This window comes from Aeromonas sp. QDB63 (assembly GCF_027707425.1).
Taxonomy (GTDB): domain Bacteria; phylum Pseudomonadota; class Gammaproteobacteria; order Enterobacterales; family Aeromonadaceae; genus Aeromonas; species Aeromonas caviae.
In genome coordinates, this window is the sequence record NZ_JAPCIS010000006.1 from 151,132 (window position 1) to 170,742 (window position 19,611).

15 protein-coding genes and 1 pseudogene are annotated in these 19,611 nt (G+C 64.7%); 5 read left to right on the forward strand and 11 right to left on the reverse strand.

Annotation, left to right across the window (positions count from 1 at the left end; translation table 11 throughout):
* The first annotated feature begins 203 nt into the window (after positions 1 to 203).
* Positions 204 to 1,496, forward strand: coding sequence for an HAAAP family serine/threonine permease (locus PG879_RS06705; RefSeq protein WP_039039437.1), 1,293 nt, complete (start codon positions 204 to 206; stop codon positions 1,494 to 1,496).
* Between the two features lie 125 nt (positions 1,497 to 1,621).
* Positions 1,622 to 2,902, forward strand: a complete 1,281-nt coding sequence (gene yjeH, locus PG879_RS06710; protein ID WP_143237914.1) for an L-methionine/branched-chain amino acid transporter — start codon at positions 1,622 to 1,624, stop codon at positions 2,900 to 2,902.
* A 43-nt stretch (positions 2,903 to 2,945) separates the two neighbouring features.
* Here yjeH and PG879_RS06715 read toward each other — a convergent pair whose 3' ends face one another.
* The 4 genes from PG879_RS06715 to PG879_RS06730 form a co-directional block, all read right to left on the reverse strand.
* Positions 2,946 to 3,482, reverse strand: coding sequence for a GNAT family N-acetyltransferase (locus PG879_RS06715; RefSeq protein ID WP_143237913.1), 537 nt, complete (start codon positions 3,480 to 3,482; stop codon positions 2,946 to 2,948).
* Positions 3,483 to 3,554: 72 nt separating this feature from the next.
* Positions 3,555 to 5,282, reverse strand: coding sequence for an ABC-F family ATP-binding cassette domain-containing protein (locus PG879_RS06720; protein WP_270829927.1), 1,728 nt, complete (start codon positions 5,280 to 5,282; stop codon positions 3,555 to 3,557).
* Positions 5,283 to 5,632: 350 nt separating this feature from the next.
* Positions 5,633 to 6,070 (reverse strand): PliI family lysozyme inhibitor of I-type lysozyme, encoded by a 438-nt coding sequence (locus PG879_RS06725; protein ID WP_010673427.1) that lies wholly within the window; start codon positions 6,068 to 6,070, stop codon positions 5,633 to 5,635.
* A gap of 112 nt (positions 6,071 to 6,182) precedes the next feature.
* Positions 6,183 to 8,213, reverse strand: a complete 2,031-nt coding sequence (locus PG879_RS06730; protein ID WP_113069827.1) for a M13 family metallopeptidase — start codon at positions 8,211 to 8,213, stop codon at positions 6,183 to 6,185.
* A gap of 129 nt (positions 8,214 to 8,342) precedes the next feature.
* Between PG879_RS06730 and tilS the strand changes: the two genes are divergently transcribed.
* Positions 8,343 to 9,677 (forward strand): tRNA lysidine(34) synthetase TilS, encoded by a 1,335-nt coding sequence (gene tilS / locus PG879_RS06735; RefSeq protein ID WP_210601678.1) that lies wholly within the window; start codon positions 8,343 to 8,345, stop codon positions 9,675 to 9,677.
* Between the two features lie 42 nt (positions 9,678 to 9,719).
* On the opposite strand, the gene PG879_RS06740 is transcribed toward tilS, so the two are convergent.
* On the reverse strand, positions 9,720 to 10,646 hold the full coding sequence (locus PG879_RS06740) for a GGDEF domain-containing protein (protein WP_041214696.1): 927 nt from the start codon (positions 10,644 to 10,646) through the stop codon (positions 9,720 to 9,722).
* A 193-nt stretch (positions 10,647 to 10,839) separates the two neighbouring features.
* Here PG879_RS06740 and PG879_RS06745 point away from each other — a divergent pair, with 193 nt between their 5' ends.
* Complete coding sequence (locus tag PG879_RS06745) at positions 10,840 to 12,792, forward strand: monovalent cation:proton antiporter family protein (RefSeq protein WP_270829929.1); 1,953 nt, start codon at positions 10,840 to 10,842, stop codon at positions 12,790 to 12,792.
* A gap of 27 nt (positions 12,793 to 12,819) precedes the next feature.
* Here PG879_RS06745 and PG879_RS06750 read toward each other — a convergent pair whose 3' ends face one another.
* The 5 genes and pseudogenes from PG879_RS06750 to PG879_RS06765 all read right to left on the reverse strand — a co-directional run bounded on the left by PG879_RS06750 (position 12,820) and on the right by PG879_RS06765 (position 16,634).
* Entirely contained in the window at positions 12,820 to 13,980 is a 1,161-nt protein-coding gene (locus PG879_RS06750; protein ID WP_010673432.1) for a patatin-like phospholipase family protein, read from the reverse strand.
* A gap of 117 nt (positions 13,981 to 14,097) precedes the next feature.
* Positions 14,098 to 14,955 (reverse strand): alpha/beta hydrolase, encoded by an 858-nt coding sequence (locus PG879_RS06755; RefSeq protein WP_210601677.1) that lies wholly within the window; start codon positions 14,953 to 14,955, stop codon positions 14,098 to 14,100.
* A 72-nt stretch (positions 14,956 to 15,027) separates the two neighbouring features.
* Positions 15,028 to 15,609: a TetR/AcrR family transcriptional regulator gene (locus PG879_RS06760; protein WP_039039448.1), complete on the reverse strand. Its 582-nt coding sequence runs from the start codon at positions 15,607 to 15,609 to the stop codon at positions 15,028 to 15,030.
* Positions 15,610 to 15,878: 269 nt separating this feature from the next.
* Positions 15,879 to 15,982: pseudogene (locus tag PG879_RS20520) on the reverse strand (DNA-binding response regulator); the annotation flags it as partial.
* Between the two features lie 7 nt (positions 15,983 to 15,989).
* Positions 15,990 to 16,634, reverse strand: a complete 645-nt coding sequence (locus PG879_RS06765) for a response regulator transcription factor (protein WP_124813397.1) — start codon at positions 16,632 to 16,634, stop codon at positions 15,990 to 15,992.
* Between the two features lie 158 nt (positions 16,635 to 16,792).
* Here PG879_RS06765 and PG879_RS06770 point away from each other — a divergent pair, with 158 nt between their 5' ends.
* Complete coding sequence (locus tag PG879_RS06770) at positions 16,793 to 17,419, forward strand: glutathione S-transferase (protein WP_010673436.1); 627 nt, start codon at positions 16,793 to 16,795, stop codon at positions 17,417 to 17,419.
* A 63-nt stretch (positions 17,420 to 17,482) separates the two neighbouring features.
* On the opposite strand, the gene PG879_RS06775 is transcribed toward PG879_RS06770, so the two are convergent.
* Positions 17,483 to 19,606: an alpha-amylase gene (locus tag PG879_RS06775; RefSeq protein WP_210601676.1), complete on the reverse strand. Its 2,124-nt coding sequence runs from the start codon at positions 19,604 to 19,606 to the stop codon at positions 17,483 to 17,485.
* Positions 19,607 to 19,611: the final 5 nt, after the last annotated feature.

The window sequence follows — 19,611 nt, forward strand, 5'->3', positions numbered from 1 at the left end:
TTGTTAACGAGCGAGCACGATCCCCTCTGTATTACGACTCCCCGCCCGTGTTTGTTGCAATCAGGTTGCCACAGGGAGTGGCGGCCGGATGGCCGGGGCGGAGGAACAAACAGGACGAATAGCTGGAGTTCCAGGGAAAGGAACCGGGCCCAGGCCCACTGACAAGTTAAGATCCCACTTTCCTTGATGACAGGAACACCCCTATGTCTGACATGAACATTGCAGTTGAAGGCAGCTTGAGCAAAGCCTCCTCCCGTGGCATCAACAAGGCCGACGTGGTCTGGATGCTGGGTCTGTACGGTACCGCCATCGGCGCCGGTGTCCTCTTCCTGCCGATCAATGCCGGTGTCGGGGGCCTGTGGCCGCTGGTCGCCATGCTGATCCTGGCCCTGCCGCTGACCTTCTTCGCCCACCGTGGCCTGACCCGCTTCGTGCTGTCCGGCTCCACCCGTGACGGCGACATCACCGAGGTGGTGGAAGAGCACTTCGGCAAGACCGCAGGCAAGTTCATCACCCTGCTCTACTTCTTCGCCATCTACCCCATCCTGCTGATGTACTCCGTGGCCATCACCAACACCGTCGAGAGCCTGATGGTGCACCAGCTGGGCATGACGGCACCTCCCCGTGCCATCCTCTCCCTGGTGCTGATCCTGGGTCTGATGGCGATCGTTCGCCTGGGCGGCCAGGTCATCGTCAAGGCGATGAGCGTGCTGGTCTTCCCGTTCGTGGTCACCCTGATGGGCCTGGCGGTCTACCTGATCCCGCACTGGAACGGTGCCATCATCACCGAAGCCCCGGCGCTGGGTGAGGCCTTCAATGGTGACTTCATCAAGACCCTGTGGCTGGCCATCCCGGTGATGGTGTTCTCCTTCAACCACTCCCCGATCATCTCCTCCTTCGCGGTGGACAACAAAGGCCGCTACGGCGCCAACGCCGAGAAGAAGTGCAGCAACATCCTGCTGGGCGCCCACGTCATGATGGTGATGACAGTGATGTTCTTCGTGTTCAGCTGCGTGCTGAGCCTCTCCCCGGCTGACCTGGCGGCGGCCAAGGAGCAGAACATCTCCATCCTCTCCTACCTGGCCAACCACTTCGACAACCCGGTGATCGCCACCGTGGCACCGCTCATCGCCATGGTTGCCATCAGCAAGTCCTTCCTGGGTCACTACCTGGGTGCGCAAGAGGGCATGAACGGCCTGATGGCCAAGTCCCTGCGCGAGAAGGGCAAGAACGTCGACGTCAAGCAGCTGAACAAGGTGACCGCGGTCTTCATGATCCTGACCACCTGGGCCGTGGCCACCATCAACCCGAGCATCCTCGGCATGATTGAAGATCTGGGCGGCCCCATCATCGCCATGCTGCTCTTCCTGATGCCGATGTACGCCATCGCCAAGGTGCCGGCCATGCGCAAATATGCCGGCAACCTCAGCAACGGCTTCGTCACCCTCATCGGCCTCATCGCCATGTCCGGCATCATCTACAAGCTGATTGCCTGATGACAGCGTTCATCCCTGTGAGAAAGCCGCCCCCCGGGGCGGTTTTTTTATGGGCACAAATGCTTAACAAAGCGGTGGTGGCGGCCTAACATGGCGGGATGTTTTTCTAGACGGGACAACAGGATATGTCTGGGTTGAAAAAGGATCTCGGGCTCTGGCAGGGGATGGGGCTGCTCGCCACCTCCCTGCTCGGTACCGGGATCTTCGTGGTACCGGCCACCGCCGCCTCGCTGGCGGGAGGGGCGTCGCTGTGGGCCTGGTTGCTGCTGATTGCCCTGGTGCTGCCCATCGCCTTTACCTTCGCCCGCCTCGGGCGGCGTTATCCCCACGCGGGTGGCGCGCCCCATCTGATTGGCCTCGCCTTTGGCAACGGCGCTGAGCGCTTCTCCGCTTTCCTGTTTCTGGCGGTGCTGCCGGTGGGCCTGCCTGCCGCCCTCACCATCGCCGCCGGTTTCTGGCACGCCCTGTTCGACATGGGGGAGTGGACCCTCTGGGGCATCCAGCTGCTCACCCTGCTCGGGGTCTTTCTGCTGGGGCTGCGGGGGGCGCGCTCCTCCGGCAATCTGCAACTGCTCATTGCCCTGGCTATCCTGGGGCTCACCCTGCTCATCTGGTTCAAGGGGGATCTCAGCTGGCGCGATGCCGCCCAGCCTCTGCCAACGGCGAGCGAGTGGCCCGCCATGGGCTCGGCGCTGGCGGTGATGTTCTGGTGTTTCGTGGGGCTCGAGGCCTTCGCCCACATGGGGGAGGAGTTCAAGCGGCCAGAGCGGGACTACCCCCTTGCCCTGTTGGGGGGCGTGCTTCTGGCGGGGCTCATCTACTGGGTGCACTCCCTGGTGGTGCTCAAATATGACCTCTACGGGGACGAGGCGACCAATGCCACCGCCATTCCGGCCCTGCTCTCCCTGCTGTTCGGCCCCACCGCCAAGTGGCTGGTGGCGGTGCTGGGCTATCTCTCCTGCTTCGCCAGCATCAACATCTACCTGCAAGGTTTTGCGCGCCTTATCTGGAGCATGGCGCGGGAGGGCAAACTGCCGGTCTCCCTCTCTCGCCTCTCGGCCCGGGGCGCTCCCCTGCATGCCCTTGCCTGGGTGCTCGCCATCTGTTTCGTCTCCATCACCCTGATTCTCTGGCTGCGCCTGCCCCTCGATGCGCTGATCCGCTACGCCAATGGCAACTTCGTGCTGGTCTATCTGCTCTGCATGGCGGCGGGCTGGCGCTTGTTGTCGGGGACCGGCAAGGGGCTGGCGGGCCTCAGCGTGCTGCTCTGCACCCTGGTGCTGCTGGCCCTCGCTACCCAGGTGCTCTATGCCGTCGTGCTGAGCCTGGGGTATGGCGGCTTCTCCCTGTGGCGGCGCAGACGCCGCCGCTCGGCGTCCGATGAGGGTGTCTGCGCCATCAAGTAACTCCCGAAAAAAAGCCCCGCAGTGCGGGGCTTGTTGTTGCGGGTCACAGGCTGGCGGGCAGGTCGCTGCGCAAGATGGCGTAGTGGCGCAGGGAGATGAAGCCATCCCCCTTGCGCTCGCACTCCCGCGCCGTGCCCTCGTAGTGAAAACCGGCCCGCTCCAGCAGGCGGGCGGAGGGGCGGTTGGGCTCCTCCACCACTGCCAGCAGCCGGTGCAGGTCGGTGGTGCGGTAAGTGAGCGGGAGCCAGAGTTGCAGCGCCGCGCTCATCACCCCCTTGCCCCAGTGTTCGGGATAGAGCCAGTAGCCCAGCTCGGCCCGCTGGTGAGTCGGGTCGGCATCGTTGTAGCCGATGGCCCCCAGCGGTTCGCCCGTGTGCCGGTCGCGAATGAGGTGCCAGGCGCCACGGCCGGTGCGGGTCAGCTCGGCATACCAATCCATCTGTGCCCGGCATGCCGCCAGGCTGTCGTAGCTGACGCCGTAGTAGGCGACGACCCGGGGATCGGAGAGGCCGCGATAGATGTGAGGCAGGTCGGTGTCGGTGACGGGATCCAGCCTGATGTGGGGTGGTGCTGATGTCATGATGACTCCTTGCGGCCAGCCGTGGCTGGCCGCGTGTGTTGCGTAACAAGAGATGGATGATCCGGGCTGGCGTCAGGCAAAGCCGAGGCGCTCGGCAAGGCGCGCCAGCTCGTCACGCCACTGCTGCTGCAGGCGCGGGGTCTGGTGCCTGGGCTTGCGGGCCAGATCGGCGGCGAGCAGGGCATCGAGCTCATACCAGCGCGCCAGCAGCGCCTCTTCGTCATCCCCCGTGGCGGCCGCGGTCTGCGGGTCACCTGATCGAGCCGGGCTGCCCGCCTGCGGCAAGGGGGCATCGCCCAGCAGCTCGGCATAGGCCCGCTCGGCACTGTGAGCCTCCTGGATGCGCCCGTCCTGTATCAGCCAGAAGCGGTTGCAACTGCGCTCGATCAGCTCCCGGTCGTGGGAGACCAGCAGCACGCCCCCCGGGAAGGCGGCAATCGCCTCGGCCAGCTCCTCCTTGCCCGCCAGATCCAGGTGGTTGGTGGGTTCGTCGAGCCAGAGCATGTGGTGGCTGCCGAGGGACAGGGCGAGAAACAGCAGCCGTGCCCGCTCGCCCCCGCTCAGGGTGTGCACCTGCTGGCCGTGGCGGGCATAGGGGAAGCCCGCCCGGATCAGCGCCTGTCGCCGCGTCACCTCAGGCAGAGGGGCCAGGGGGTACAGCGCGTCGCTCAGGGTGGCGTCGTCAGCCAGCTGCTGCAGGGACTGATCGTAATAGGCGATGCTGGCGCCGGGGTGGCAGTACCAGCCCGCCTGCGGACTCAGGTCAGTCAGTTCGCGCCAGCACTGGCGCAGCAGGGAGGACTTGCCGGTGCCGTTGGCACCGAGCAGGGCAACCCTGTCCCCCGCTCGCAGCCAGAGCCCCTCGGCACGCAGCAGCGGCGGCAGTGCCGATGCCGGCGATACGTCGAGGGCCTCCAGTCGCAGCAGGGTGTCGGCAGGCAGGCTCACTCCGCGCAGCTCGAGCCGCCAGGGGGCCAGCGCCGCCACCTGGCTCTGCTCCTCCTGCAGGCGGGCGATGCGCTTTTCCATGGACTTGGCCTGGCGCACCAGCTTCTCGTTGTCATGCTCCCGCCCCCAGATGGCGAGGCGCTTGCTGCTGGCGCTCAGGCGGTCTATCTCCTTTTGCTCATCCGCCCGGCGCAGGCGGGCCTGCTCATCCTCGGCAGCCAGCGCCGCCCTGGCCTGGCTGCAGGGCAGGGCGAAGCGGTGCAACTGGCCATCTCGCAGGATCAGGGTCTGATCCGTGACGCGGTCCAGCAGGCGAGCGTCGTGGGAGACCAGCACGAAGGCGCCGCGCCAGCCCAGCAGAAACTGCTCGAGCCAGAGCAGGGCGGGCAAGTCCAGGTGGTTGCTGGGCTCATCGAGCAGCAGCAGGTTGGGTTGGCGCAGCAGGGCGCGCCCTATCTGCAGCCGGCTGTGCTGGCCACCGCTCAGTGCACTGACCGGCAACGTGGCCTGGGCCTCCAGCTGCAGTTCGGCCAGCAGCTTGTCCACCTGCCATTCGGCGGCGGGGTCGTTGCCCAGGGCATCCAGCAGCACGGCGCGGGTGCTGAGGGTGGAAAGCCCGGCGGGCAGTTGCTGGGCCACGAACTCGCAGCGGCAGGCGGCGGCCTGCACGATCCGGCCGGCCTGGGGCGTGCGCTCGCCCGCCAGCAGCGCGAGCAATGTGCTCTTGCCGCAGCCGTTGGCGCCAATCAGGCCGAGTCGGTCGCCTGCGCGAATGCCGAGTTCGAGATGGTCAAATAAGGGAAGGTGCCCCGCACTCATCTGCAGGGAATGGGTACTCATCAGGGTTGTCATGCTCTTGCTCTCTTAAATCGCGGGATAGGATATCCCTGTCATCAGGAGCGCTGGCGACAACGGCAGAGTCGAGAAAGGTCTCGGTATGGAAGGGAGTCGGCTTTGCTCGAACCCGCTATCGCAGCGCGATGGTATGCAGGCAAGAGCACTTGAATGTGCCGAACAGGCGAGCCGAGAACATCGGACACGCTTGGATAACCATTTTTTACCTCCTTGTGTTTCGTTATGGCACGGTGCGGCGATTATAGGCACAGAAAAAAACAGTCGTCCATCCGCCCTGTGGGGGGCCGTGGGCACCGCATCGGGAGGCGCGGGGTAAAAAAACGCCCCGTGATACGGGGCGTGGGGGGTCAGTCGCGGGGGGTCTTGAGGGCCTCAATCACATCGTCACTGGGGGCCAGCCCCTCCACGTGGTTGAAGCTCTCCAGCCCCTCCTGGGGATTGATGGTGAGGGCGTCGGCGCTCAGGTAGCTGCCGCTGCCGGCGCTCTCCACCACGACGATGACTTCAGGCTGCTTGTCGCCGTTGAGATCCAGCAGCTTAATCTCCTTGATACTGCCATCGCGCGGCAGCACCTTGCCGTCGATGAACTGATCCAGCGGAAACTGCGGGTTGGCACCGGAGTAGAGGCGCACGTCGTAGCTGCCGGTGGAGGCGGGCTCGCCGCGCCCTTCGCTGACGGTCACCACCTGGCCGGAGGGGAGCGTCAGCTGCTTGAAGAAGCCGTCCGCCGCCTGGCTGGCGAGGGGCAGGGTGAGCAGGCCGAGAGTAAGGAATAAGGCTTTCATGGAGAGGACCCTTGTTGCTGCTTGTGTGTCTGTGACGGGCAGGGGACGCTTCCCTGCCACGTCGGAAGCGGGCAGGGGGCCGCTGGTCGGCCGCCCCCTGCCCGGGTTGTCATCACCATATCTTGACCCGTTTGGCCGGGTCCAGATAGAGCTTGTCGCCGGGCTGGATCTTGAATGCCTCGTAGAAGGCGGGGATGTTCGGTACCACGCCGTTGACCCGGTATTCCGGCGGCGAGTGGGGATCCGAGGCGAGCAGCATCTGCATCAGTTCGGGGCGATACATGCCCTTCCACACCTGGGCCCAGCCGAGGAAGAAGCGCTGCTCGCCGGTAAAACCGTCCAGCACCGGGGCCTCCTTGCCATCCAGGGAGAGCAGGTAGGCCTTGTGGGCGATGGTGAGGCCGCCGAGATCGCCGATGTTCTCCCCCAGGGTAAACTGGCCGTTGACGTACTGGCCCTTGATGGGCTCGAAGCGGTTGTACTGGGCCACCAGCCGGCTGGTGCGGAAGCGAAACTCCTTGAGATCCGCCGGCGTCCACCAGTCGCGCATCACGCCGTCACCGTCGGATTTGGCCCCCTGATCATCAAAACCGTGGCCCATCTCGTGGCCGATCACCCCGCCGATGGCGCCGTAGTTGACCGCATCGTCCGCCGTCATGTCGAAGAAGGGGGGCTGCAAAATGGCGGCCGGGAAGACGATCTCGTTGTTGCTCGGGTTGTAGTAGGCGTTCACCGTCTGGGGTGACATGTGCCACTCGTCCCGATCGACCGGCTTGCCGAGGCGCGCCAGGTTGTCGGCGTATTCGAAGGCGCGGGCCCGCTGCAGGTTGCCCACCAGATCGTCGGGGCTAATGGTGATGGCGCTGTAGTCCTTCCACTTGTCCGGGTAGCCTATCTTGGGTCTGAACTTGGCGAGCTTCTCGAGGGCCTGTGTCTTGGTGGCCGGGGACATCCAGTCCAGCTCCTGGATGCTCTGGCCGTAGGCGGTGCGCAGGTTCTCCACCAGCTGCTCCATACGGGCCTTGGCCGCTGGCGGGAAGTAGCGCTCGACATAGAGCTTGCCCACCGCCTCCCCAAGATTGCTGTCCAGCACCCCAAGGGCCCGCTCCCAGGGGGCGCGCTGCTTGGGCGTGCCGCTAAGAGCGGTGCCGAAGAAGGCAAAATTCTGGGCATCGGTCTGGCTGTCGAGGTAGGGGGCGTAATCGGTGATGAGCTGCCACTTGAGGTAGGCCTGCCAGTCGCCGATCGGGGTCTGCTGCATCACCTCGTTCAGGGCCGAGAGGTAGCTCGGCTGGCCGATGACCAGGCTCTGCTGCCCCGCAAGGCCGGCCTGGGCCAGGTAGGCGTCCCAGTCGATGGCGGGGGCGAGGCGCCCCAGCTCGCTCACCGGTCCCTTGTTGTAGTTCTTCTCTCTGTCTCGCAGGGCCACGTTGTCCCACTGGATCTGGGCGAGCCTGGTCTCGAGGGCCAGGATGCGTTTCGCCTTGCCCTGGGCATCCGTCTCACCGAAGCGGGTCAGCATGGCGGCGATGTGTTGCTCGTACTTGTGCAGCAGCGCCTGGCTGTTGGGGTCGCGCTTGAGGTAGTAGTCCCGATCCGGCAGGCCGAGGCCGGCCTGGTAGAGGTAGACGGCATAGCTGTCAGGGGCCTTGGCGTCGGCGTCAATCCAGAAACCGAAGGGGGAGCCGCCACCGGTGCGGGCGCTCTGGGCGAAGGCCCGGGCGAGATCCTGCGGCGTGCTGATCTGCTCTATCTCGCTCAGCATTGGCAGCAGGGGCGTGGTGCCCTTGGCGTTGCGGGCGGCCTGATCCAGATAGCTCTGGTAGAGGTCGTGGATCTGCTGGGCCGGGGTACCGGCGGCGGCTTTGCCATCCAGCCCCTCCACCAGCACCCGCACGTCCGCCAGGGATTTGTCCCGCAGCAGGTAGAAGGCGCCGTCGGCGGGCCTGTCATCGGGGATCTTGGCCGTGGCGAGCCAGTGGCCGTTCACGTAGCGGAAGAAGTCGTCACCAGGCTTGACGCTGGTGTCCATGTTGGCCAGCGCAAGGCCGGAGTGTTTGTCCGGTTGGCTCGGAGCCTGACTGCAACTGGCCAGCAGGGCCAGCCCGACGAGGGTGGCCAGGATGTGTTTCTTGTTGTTCATTATGGTTTTATTCCAATTCGGGTTATATGGCTTCCTTGCCCACGCAGGGAGCGATTCACTCTAGCAGCCGGGTTAGCGCTTGATAAGCCCGACTCTGCTAAGATCGGCCTGGTCGTATTGGGGAAGCCTATGATTTCTCGTATTTATTCTCGTTTTTGTCAGACCCTGCCCGCGCCGGAAGGTTCCCGCGGTCTGCTGGTGGCTTTCAGCGGCGGGCTCGACTCCACCGTCTTGCTGGTGCTGGCTGCCCGTTTTGCACGCGCCCACGGCCTCGCCCTGAACGCCCTGCACGTTCATCACGGCCTGAGCCCACATGCCGACTACTGGGTGGCTCACTGCGAAGGGGTGTGCCGGCAACTGGCGGTGCCCCTCATCGTGGAGCGGGTGCAGCTCTGCCGGGGCAACGGGGAGAGCCTGGAGGCCCAGGCGCGGGCGGCGCGTTATGAGCGACTCGCCGCCCACCTGGGGGAAGGGGAGTGGCTGCTCACCGCTCACCATCAGGACGATCAGCTGGAGACCCTGCTGCTGGCGCTCAAGCGGGGTGCCGGTCTGCGCGGGCTGGCGGGCATGGTGGCGAGCCAGCCTTTTGCCGCAGGCCATCTGTTGCGCCCCTTGCTCGACATGAGCCGGGCCGAGCTGGCGCAAGCCGCGCAGTCACTTCCTTATGGCTGGGTTGAGGATGAGAGCAACGAGGACCCGAGCTATGACCGCAACTTCCTGCGCCAGCAGATCATCCCCCTGCTCAAGGACCGCTGGCCCGCCATGGCCCGGACGACGGCGCGCACCATGGCCTTGTGCGCCGAGCAGGAGGCGCTCATCGGCGAGCTGGCCGAGGCGGACTGGCAGGCGGTGGGTGAGGGAGAAGGGCTGCGCATTGACGGACTCCTCTCCCTCTCCCCCGTGCGGCGCAACAACCTGCTGCGCCACTGGATCCGCCGTCAGGGGGGAGAGATGCCCTCCCGCGAGCTGCTGGGCCTGCTGTGGCAGGAGGTGGCGCTGGCGCGCGATGACGCCAACCCCAGGCTGAGCCTGCAAGGGTTGGCGTGTCGCCGCTATCAGGGGCGCCTCTACCTGGTGGCGCCGGATCTCGCCCCCCGTGAGGAGGTGCTGCCCATCGGGATGGAAGAGACGCTCACCCTGCCGGACGGGCTCGGGCAGTTCAGGCTCTGGAGAACGGATGGCGAAGGGTTGCGGACACCGAGGGGGGACGAGCCGCTCTCGGTGCGTTTTCAGGTCGCCCCCGGCGTCATGCTGAAACCGGTGGGGCGGGTGGGCAGCCGGCGGCTCAAGAAGCTGCTGCAAGAGTACGGAGTGCCCTCCTGGCAGCGGGGGCGCATTCCCATCCTCTACTACGGTGAACAGGTGGCACTGGTGGCCGGGCTCTTTGTCTGCGACGGATTTCTGGCGCCAGAAGAGGGGGTGGCGTGGGAGTGGCGGCCCCCCGTCCCCCAGGATGCGGATTGACATCGCAGAGTGACAGGGGGCCGGGAGGGGAAGGGGGATGCCCTATTCGGGCAGGCCGGAGCCCCCGGCTTTCTTGCGGGCGTAGAGATGGGTATCGGCCGTCTCGTAGAGGCGCTGCACATCCATGCCAGACTGCCAGCTGGCGGCTCCCAGGCTGCACCCCACCGAGAAGGCGCTGAGCTCCTTGTGGCTGTGGAGCACATGTTGCAACCGCAGCCAGACCGGGCGCCAGGCCTCGGGGTCCGCTGGTTGCAGCAGCAGGGCAAACTCGTCCCCGCCGAGGCGAAACGCCTGATCCGTCCCGCGAATGCACCCCTGCAGCAACTGGGCGAAGCGGCTTAGCACCAGGTCGCCCACCGGGTGGCCCCAGGTGTCATTGACCTGCTTGAATCTGTCGAGATCCAGCAGCACCAGCACCAGGCCGTGGGGTTCCCGGCTGTGTTGCTCCACCGCCCGGCCGATGGCCTCGTCGAAGTAGGCGCGATTGCCAAGCCCGGTCAGGTGGTCGAGCCGCACCTGCTGCTCCAGCCGATCCAGCCGCAGATAGAGGGGCAGGGTGAGACTGAACAGCTGATGATATTGCTCAAGCAACCGCCTCTGGCCGTCGCTCAGGGGGTGCTCCAGCTCGTAGTGCAACTGGCCGAGCAACTGCTCGTGTCGTCCCCGCAGCTCGAAGCGATAGGCATGCAGGGTCAGCCTGGCCTGGGGCGGGTGCGAGATGAGGGGATGGGGCTGGCCACAGTCGAACTGGAGCGAGTGGATCCGGACAATGTTTGCCACCCGCTCGGCAAAGATTGCCAGCAGGGCGTCAAGATCCCGTTGCCCCAGCAACTGCTCTATCTGCTGATAGCGGTCCTGCCCGGTCAACGGCGCAAGCCGCTCCATCTGCTGTACCCACTGCTCTATGCCATGTCCGAAGCCGTTCAATGATGATGTGTTTTCCACGTTACAGCCCTTACACCTCTCCATTCATTGCGCAGGCTCTTGCAAGCCCTGTGCCTAAAATATGTCCGATGAAAAACAAGGGGGCTGGCTAGGCTTAACGGGATGAAACGGGAGGGGAAATCCCTGCCGCTGAGCGAGTGCCGTGCCATATGGGGAGCGGGCGCTGTGCTTGCTGTGTCAGGGAAGAGGGCGCCGGGCAGATGAAGGAGAGGGATGGGTGTACGCCGATGTGTTGATCCTGCTGATCTTCGCCGTTGTGCTGGTGGCCATTTTCCGGCGCCTCGGCCAGCCGGTGATCCTTGCCTATCTGTTTGCCGGCATGCTGCTCGGCCCCCACGGCGTGGCCATCGTCACGGGTCAGGCCATGATGCAGACCATAGGGGAGCTTGGCATCGTGTTCCTGATGTTCTCCCTCGGGCTCGAGTTCTCCCTGCCGCGTCTGCTCGCCATGTGCAAGCTGGTGCTGGGGGTCGGCAGCCTGCAGGTGCTGCTTACCTCACTGCTGTTTTTCGGGCTCGGCTGGTGGTGGGGGCTGAGCCTGGCCCAGGCGCTGGTGGTATCAGGCACCCTGGCGCTCTCCTCCACCGCCGTGGTGATCAAGCAGCTCGGCGAGCTCAAGCAGCTCCATACCCGGCGAGCCCAGCTCGGGGTGAGCGTGCTGCTGTTCCAGGATCTCGCCGTGGTGCCCCTGCTGGTGATGATCCCCATCCTGGCCCAGCCCGAGGTGCAGGGCAGCGCCCTGCTGGCGGAGGTCGCCTGGGCCTCCCTCAAGGGGTTGTTTGCGCTATCCGTGCTGCTGGCGGTGGGGAAGTGGCTGCTGCCCATGCTGTTTTTCGAGGTGGCGCGCGCACGTTCAGACGAACTCTTCGTACTGAGTGCCCTGCTGGTGGCATTGCTGGCGGCCTCCCTGACCCAGTGGATGGGGCTCTCCATGGCGCTCGGTGCCTTTCTGGCGGGCATGATGCTGGGGGAGTCCCACTATCGTCATCAGCTCGAAGTGGACATCAAGCCGTTTCGCGACGTGTTGATGGGGCTCTTCTTCATTACCATCGGCATGACCATGGACTGGGCGCTGGTGGCGGGCGCCTGGTGGCAGGTGCTGGCCTGTGTGACGGGGCTAATCCTGTGCAAGTCGCTGCTCATATTGCTGGCGGGCCGCCTGATGGGGGAGCGCAAGCGCGACGCCATGGCCGCTGGCATCATGTTGAGCCAGGTCGGGGAGTTCGGTTTTGTGCTGCTGGCGCTGGCGAGTCATCACGGCTTGCTGGATCACCAGCTGGTCTCTCTGCTCATCGGCATCGGTGTCATCTCCATCGCCCTCACCCCCTGGCTGGTGTTGCGGGCGCTGGGGCTTGCCCACTCCCTCACCGACAGTGCCCTGCTCTCTCGCGCCGAGGTGGCCCAGTCGGGCCTGAGCAAACACCAGCACGTCATCATCGCCGGGTTCGGACGCACCGGCCAAACCTGTGCCCGCTTTCTCAAGCTCGAAGAGATACCTTTCCTGGCCCTGGATCTCGATCCCGAGCGGGTGAGTGAGGCGAAGCTCGCGGGGGAGCAGGTGGCGTTCGGCGATGCCAGCCGGCGCGACATCCTGCTGGCGGCCGGTCTGTTGCGGGCGCGGCTGGTGATCATCACCTTCGACGATCAAAAGCGGGTCGATGCCATGCTGACGCTGATCCGGGAGCTGGCGGGGGAGATCAAGGTGCTGGTGCGTACCCGGGATGACAGTTTCCTTGAACACTACAAGCAGGCCGGCGCCTTCGAGGTGATCCCCGAATCCCAGGAGGGAGCCCTGATGCTGGTCTCCCACCTGCTGCTCAACTGCGACATTCCCATCGGCCGGGTGATCCGGCGCATGGAGCACGAGCGCAGCAGCCAGTATCGCTTTCTGCACGGTTTCTACTGGGGCGGCAAGAGTGCGGGCAATCTGGAGACGGATCAACTGCTCGAGCGGCTGCATCCCGTGCTGCTGCACGACCAGGCCTGGGCGGTGGGACACAGGGTACGGGATCTCGCCCTGGGAGAGGTGCGCATCAAGGCGATTCATCGCGGGGAGCGCAGCCTGGATCCCAGGCGCGAGCTGGTGCTGGCGGCGGGAGATACCCTGGTGCTTTTCGGCACGGCCGTGGCCATGGAACAGGCCGAGCAGCGCCTGCTGGAGGGACGCTAGGATCTCCTTGCCATGGGATAAGGCCCCTCAGGCCTCTTCGCGAAACTGCTGCTGCCTCCCGCTGCCCGGCAGGTCGAGGAAGGCCTCGATGCGCTGGCGGTGATCCAGCGCGTCCTGGTATCCCAGCTTGATGAGCCGCTGGCAATAGCCGGGGTCAAACATCAGGAAGCTGGCCAGGCTGCTGCTCTCTTCGCCGTTGACCCCGAGCACTCGCAGCAGACGGCGCAGCTGGGTCGGCAACCGTGGGAGGTATTCGAGGGCGATGAGGTCGAGATCCTGGCTGGGGCGGATCACGCAGGTCTCCACCTGGCGCAGTTTCAGTCGACTGCGCTCCCGTGCCGGAATAAGGGAAAGGGTCTGGTTGATGCGCCCGAGCCGCTCCAGATCCGAATTGAGGGTGTCGGAGAAGACGGTGTTGAGCAGATGGCTCGCGATGTTGGAGCTGGTCAGGTGCCCCTGGCGGGGAGTCGGGTTCTCCCTGTGAGGGGAGTCCAGGGTCACCAGCAGGATCCGCTCCGCCCCCAGATGGATGGCGGGGCTGAGCGGGCTCAGCTGGTGGATGGAGCCATCCCCGTAGACGCGATCGCCGATGGGGGTGGCGGGAAAGACAAAGGGCAGCGCCGACGAGGCCAGCAGATGATCCGAGGTGAGCAGGGTACGCAGGCCACGTCGTCTGGCGCGCTCCCAGGGCTGATGTTCGGCCCGCCCCTGGAAGAAGGTGGTGGAGAGGCCGTCATCATAGTCAGAGGCCGTGATGGCGATGGCCTCCAGGCTGCCGTAGAGAATGTTGTCATCGATGCGGTGATAGTCGATGAGCTGATCCAGCAGACGGCGCAGGGGGGCGTTGTCAAACAGGTGAAAGGCTCGGTTGCTCTGGGGGGTGATGAGGCCGGCCGAGCCCTGATAGAGGGTGCGCCACAGCAGTTGGCAGGGGTGGAAGTCGAAGATGTGGTGGGTCTCGAATCGTCGCCAGACCCACTCCAGCTTGCGCACCCCCAGATGGAAACAGGAGGCGTAGCACGCCAGCGCCGTGATGTTGAGAGCCCCCGCCGAGGTGCCGCACAAAATGGGGAAGGGGATGCCGATGTTGCGGGGGTAGAGTTCGGCCACCGCCTTGAGTGCGCCGACCTGATAGGCGGCGCGGGCACCACCACCAGTCAGCAGAAGAGCAGTATTGGGTCTGGCCATGAGGGTGCGCCTTATCGTGATCGCCAGGGCGGGTTGCCACCGCGCAATTCAACTATAAGACGTTGTATACCGGATAAAAATGGGCCGCACGCTCAATTTTTGCGGCCCGTTTCATTTTCAGTTTGCCAAGGGCGTCTGGCTCAGTTGATCGAAGGCGGCGAAGGCTGGAGGGCTTGCCAGAATACGGCCATGGCCGAGCCCCCGGGTGCTCACCAGTCGGGTTCTGCCATCCTGGGCCGCGCGCAGGGAGTCGCCATGGGGAGCGAAGCGGTCTTCCTCATCGTGAACGATGAGGGCGGCGCCGCTGCGCCGGGCGAGCCGGCCAAGGGGGTCAACCGTGCTGAGCGGGTGCTGGTATTCGTGTTCTATCTCCTTGACCACCGCATCGAACAGCCGGATGGAGTAGCCGGAGCGCGCCACCATGCCGTAGAGCTGGGGCACGTAGTCGAGCACCGGGGAGATGAGCAGCAGCGGCAGCGTATCGATTGCCGGGTGACGGCTGCTGAGGGTGACGGCGCCCCCCATGCTGTGGGTGATGACGCCCTGGACGGGGCCGACCCGCTCGAGGATCTCGTCGAAAGCGCGCACGAAGCGGGGCAGGTGACCCCTGTTCCCTTCGCTCCGGCCGTGGGCGGGGTGATCGTAGGCGAGGGCCGTATAGCCCTGGGCGGCGATGTGGCTCATCAGCGGATAGAACTGGCTGGCACTGCCTGACCAGCCGTGCATCAGCAGCCAGACCGGCCCCTGCCCGAGCCGGTAGCTCATCAGGGTCCCTTCACTGGTGTGGATGGCCTGCTCGACCAGGCCAGCCGGGGCTGCGACGTCCCGGGTCGCCCGCTGCGGGGTGAGCAGCAGCTTGCTGGCGGTGCGCTTGGCGTGGGTGGGCGCGAGCACGTGATGCAGGCGGGTGCCGAGGCCCAGCAGCAACTTGCTCGGGCTGAAGCGGCGTGTGTTGAAGTAGATCTTGCTGCTCATGGTCATCCTGTGTCTTTTATGTGCGAACGGTCGTGCTTTTTTGCGACTTTTTAAAAAGAAGAGCCCGTCGGGTCAGCGCCAGCTGGCCAGCAGAGCGGTGACCTCCGGCCAGAAGTGGCGGGCCGGATCCTCGCTGAGCCCCAGGGCATGGAACACCTGATCCCCGAGATAGAGGCCATAAAGGCGATAGACGGCGCGCCAGGGGTCGAGATCGCTGCGCCACTCCCCTCTGGCCTGCCCCTGCACTACCTGGCGTGCCAGGTAGTCGAGCCAGAAACGGACCAGCTCGCGTGCCGCCTGCTGGACCTCACCCTCCTGGGCGGAGGTCCAGGCATCGAGGAACATGCAGCGGCCGGCAAAACTCTGGTTCCAGGCCAGCCAGGCCTGCAACAGGGCGAGCAGTTTCTCCTGCTGGGTGGCGTACCCCTGTTGGCGCACCGGTTGGATCACCCGCTCCCGAAATACCTCGGCGGAATGGGTGAGTACGGCGATCTGCAGGTTGTCACGGGACTGGAAGTGGGCGAACAGACCGCTTTTTGACATCTCGCAGGCCGTTGCGAGGGAACCTATGGTGAGGCTCTCAAGCCCCTGCTGGCTCGCCTGCTCGAATGCAGTCTGCAAAATGGTGTCGCGGGTCAGACGTCCCTTGCTCATCCGGCTCTCCTCTCTCTGGGCTGGCAGCATAAAGTACGACCGTGCTAATTGTCGAGCCGCAAATGGTGCAGGGAGGCCGTTTCCGGCTGCCGCGGGGGGCCAGAGAGTCTGCTGGGGGCGGTTGTGGCTGGCTCGATACAAGCCAGCCGGGGACGAGCTCAGTCGTCCTTGATGCCCATTTGCTGCAGGGCGATGACTGCCTGGGTGCGGTGCTTGACCCCGAGTTTGCGGAAGGCGGAGTGACATGGGCTCTGATGGTGGCAAGGGGCTCAACTGTCCTTGATATCCATCTGCTGGAGGGCGATGACCGCCTGGGTGGGGTTTTTGACCCCAAGTTTGCGGAAGGCGGAGTGATATGGGCTCTGATGGTGGCAAGGGGCTCAACTGTCCTTGATATCCATCTGCTGGAGGGCGATGACCGCCTGGGTGCGGTTCTTGACCCCGAGTTTGCGGAAAATCGCGGTGATATGGGCCTTGATGGTCGCCTCGGAAACGTTGAGCTCCCAGGCGATCTGTTTGTTGAGGCTGCCATCCCGCAACATGATGAGCACCTTGTATTGCTGGGGGGTGAGGCTGGCCAGCTTGGTGGCGAAATCGGGCCCTTCGCCGGGCTCGGGATGGAGGGAGATCCCCTCGGGCACCCAGTTGTCCCCCCCGATCACCGTATTGAGGGCGCTGACCAGCTCTTTCATGGGGGCGGACTTGGGAATGAAGCCGAGCGCGCCCAGGCGCAGCACCTGCTGGATGATGGCGGGATCCTCGGAGGCCGAGACCACGACGATGGGGAGATCCGGGTGATGTCCGCGCAGATAGGCCAGCCCTTCGAAGCCGTTGGCCCCCGGCATCTTGAGATCCAGCAGCAGCAGGTCGACGTCGGGATGTTCATCGAGCAGGTGGCTCAGGCTGTCGATGGAGTCAGCCTCCAGCAATCTGGCGTCGTCGATGGCCATGTGCACCGCTTGATAGAGGGCGCCCCGAAACAGGGGGTGGTCATCTGCGATGACGATGGTAAATTGGCTGTCCATAGCTCACATTGTTGCTAACTGATTGTTTTGAAAAATCAAACTAGCACTGCTACCCAAGTGGGTCAAACCCGCCAGTACGCAAATGTGAGGTGGTCATCGGATGTCGTGCCACGGGGCCGGCGGGATGGCCAGTAAACAACCCATGCAGGAGGCAATCGATGGGATCCCTGGTTTTGACGGTGGGCACGGGCTCCACCTGGGCAATGAGAACGGCGCTGGTGCTGGCCATGAGCGGGCTCAAGTGGCAGGAGCAGGTCTTCGATCTGGAAGATGCCAAGGAGCTGCAACGGCTCAAGCGCACGGCCCCCGCCGGCCTGGTGCCCTGGCTCGACGACGGTGAGCTGCGTATTCACGACTCTCTGGCCATCGCCGAATATCTCCACGAGTGTTGCCCGGAGCGCCACCTTTATCCGGTGGACAAGGCCGAACGGGCCCTGGCCCGCAGCCTGTGCGCCGAGCTGCACGCCGGTTTTCGTCAGATCCGCACCCTGCTGCCCTTCTTCCTGGGGGCGCCCACCCAGAGTGAACCGCCGGTGGAGGTCATCGACGAGCTGGCCCGGTTGCAGACTCTCTGGTCCCAGGCGCGGGGGCCCTTCTATTTCGACGAGGCGAGCATTCTGGATGCCTTCTATGCGGTGATGGCCTATCGACTGGCAAGCTATGGCATTTCGCTGCCCGGTCAGGCTGGCGCCTATCAGCAGGCCTTGCTGGCCTGGCCCCTGTGGCAGGAAACCCTGCTCAGGGCGAGGTTGCAGTGGCCAAAGGCGGCCCGCCAGTCTGATTGATGCGGGCGTCTGCAAGACAAAAAAGGGGAGCCATCGGCTCCCCTTTTTATTCAGGCCAGGTCGCTATTTCTGCCGACCCGCGAAGACCACGACCACTTTGTCTTCTCCTTTCTCCCGCACGAAGCCATAGGGGACATCGGAAATCTTCTTGTGGCTGCCCGCCGCGATGGCAGGGTGGGCGGCACGGAACTGGCCGAGCCGTTGCCAGTGCTTGACCAGCTCCGCCTTCTCGCCACTCGCCAGCTCCTGCCAGTTCATGTCCGAGCGCACGCTCTGATCGAACACGCCGCCATCCTTGGCCAGTCCCCGGCCGGACTCATCGCCATAGTAGATCTGGATGCCCCCCGGCAGCAGCATGAAGCTGTTGGCCACCCGCCGTTGCAGCGCCACGTCCTGATAGTCGCCGAAGAAGAGCTTGGTGTCGTGGGAGCTGATGTAGCTCAGCACGTTGAACTCGGGATCCTGGTTGATGCGGCTGGCGTAGCTCGCATAGGTGGGCTCTGCCCCCGCCATGCACTGGGCCTGGGGCAGGGCGAATTCACGCTGGTAGTCGAAGTTGATCAGGGAATCGAAGCCGTGCTGGTACCAGAAGTCCTTGGCGACCCCGTGATCCCACACCTCGCCCACCATGTAGAAGGGAAGGTCATCGAGGGCCTTGCCCGGGTTGGCGGCCTTCCACTCCTTGAGCGCGTCGGTGCCCGCCTGCTTGAGCCTGGCCCAGACCGCGGGCTCCAGGTGCTTGACGGTGTCGGCACGGAAGCCGTCGATGCCGAAGCGGCGCACCCAGTCGGTGTGCCAGGCAATGAGGTAATCGGTCACGGTGGCGTTGGGCAGGGCCTTGGCCCTGGTGTCTTTTTTGGCAGCGAGCAGCGGTGGCAGCCCCACCGATCTGGTGGATTCGGTCAGGAAGTCCGGCAATCCGGCCACCGAGCCGGTGACGTCGTCGGTGCCGGGTTGTGGGTAGCCGGGCAGACCTGCGCGCACCCAGTCAGGGCCCCACCACTTGTCCCAGTGGGATGACTGGTAGTCGATGAACTGGTTGTAGCCATGCCAGTTGAGGCCGCCGCTCGGGCGCCATTCGTTCCAGCGACTCGGCAGCTTGCCGGTGTTCTGGGTGAGATCGGTGAGCCCCAGATCCTGCAAGTCGGCGAGGGTGGCGTAGCCTGCGTGGTTCATCACCACGTCGAGGATGATCCGCATGCCGCGCTTGTGGGCCTCGTCCACCAGAGTTTTCAGGCTCTCTTCGTCGCCGTAGTTGGGGTCGATTTTGGTGAAGTCGAGCGCCCAGTAGCCGTGGTAGGCGTAGAAGGGGAAGTTCCCCTGTTCGCCACCGCCGATGAAGCCGTGGACCTGTTCCACCATGGGGGTGATCCAGATGGCGTTGATGCCGAGTTGCTTGATGTAGTCGAGCTTCTCGGTCAGCCCCTTGAAGTCACCGCCATGCCAGGTGGCCACTTCGTCCTGACCATCCTTCTGACGACCGAAGCTGTGATCATTGGCGGGATCGCCGTTGTGGAAGCGGTCGGTCAGCAGAAAATAGACGCTCGCCTGATCCCAGCTGAAGGGAGCAGGCTTGGCGGCCTTGACCGGTTCGAGCAGCAGCAGGCCGCCGCTCTCCTTGCTCGGTGTCAGGATGATTTTGCCGCCTTTGACCACGGCTTCCTGTCCCGAGTAGGCATCCCGCAACCGGGTGCCGTCGGGCCAGACTCCCTTGAGTGATGTCGTGACCGGGCCGCCATCCCAGCTGATGCAGGGCTCTTCCGGAGGCTGGCGTTTGAACTCGCTCTTTTTGGTTGCCCGCAACACCTTGAGGCTGGGGGTATCGGGGTTGAAGGTGAACTCGTAGTCCCCCGCCAGCATCACCCTCAGATTGAAGTCTGTCCCCTTGCTGCACTTGTCCATGGGCTGGGCGGTGCCGAAGGGAAGGGGCCTGGCCTCGGTTGGCCCGAAGCTGGTGCCGCAGCTGTTGCCCGCATCGCTGATGCGGATCTGGTGGCTCCCCTTGTCCAGTCTGTGGGTCAGGGTGACGGTGCCCTTGTCCAGCGTCAGCGCCTCGGCCACCGGTTTGCCATCCACATGGAGATAGACCTCGGGGGCCGCCATCGCCTGACCGATGAACAGCGGTGTGGCGAGCACGGCCAGCCACAGGGGTGATGGGCGAAGAGCGGGGCGCGAAGAGAGACGCATAAGCC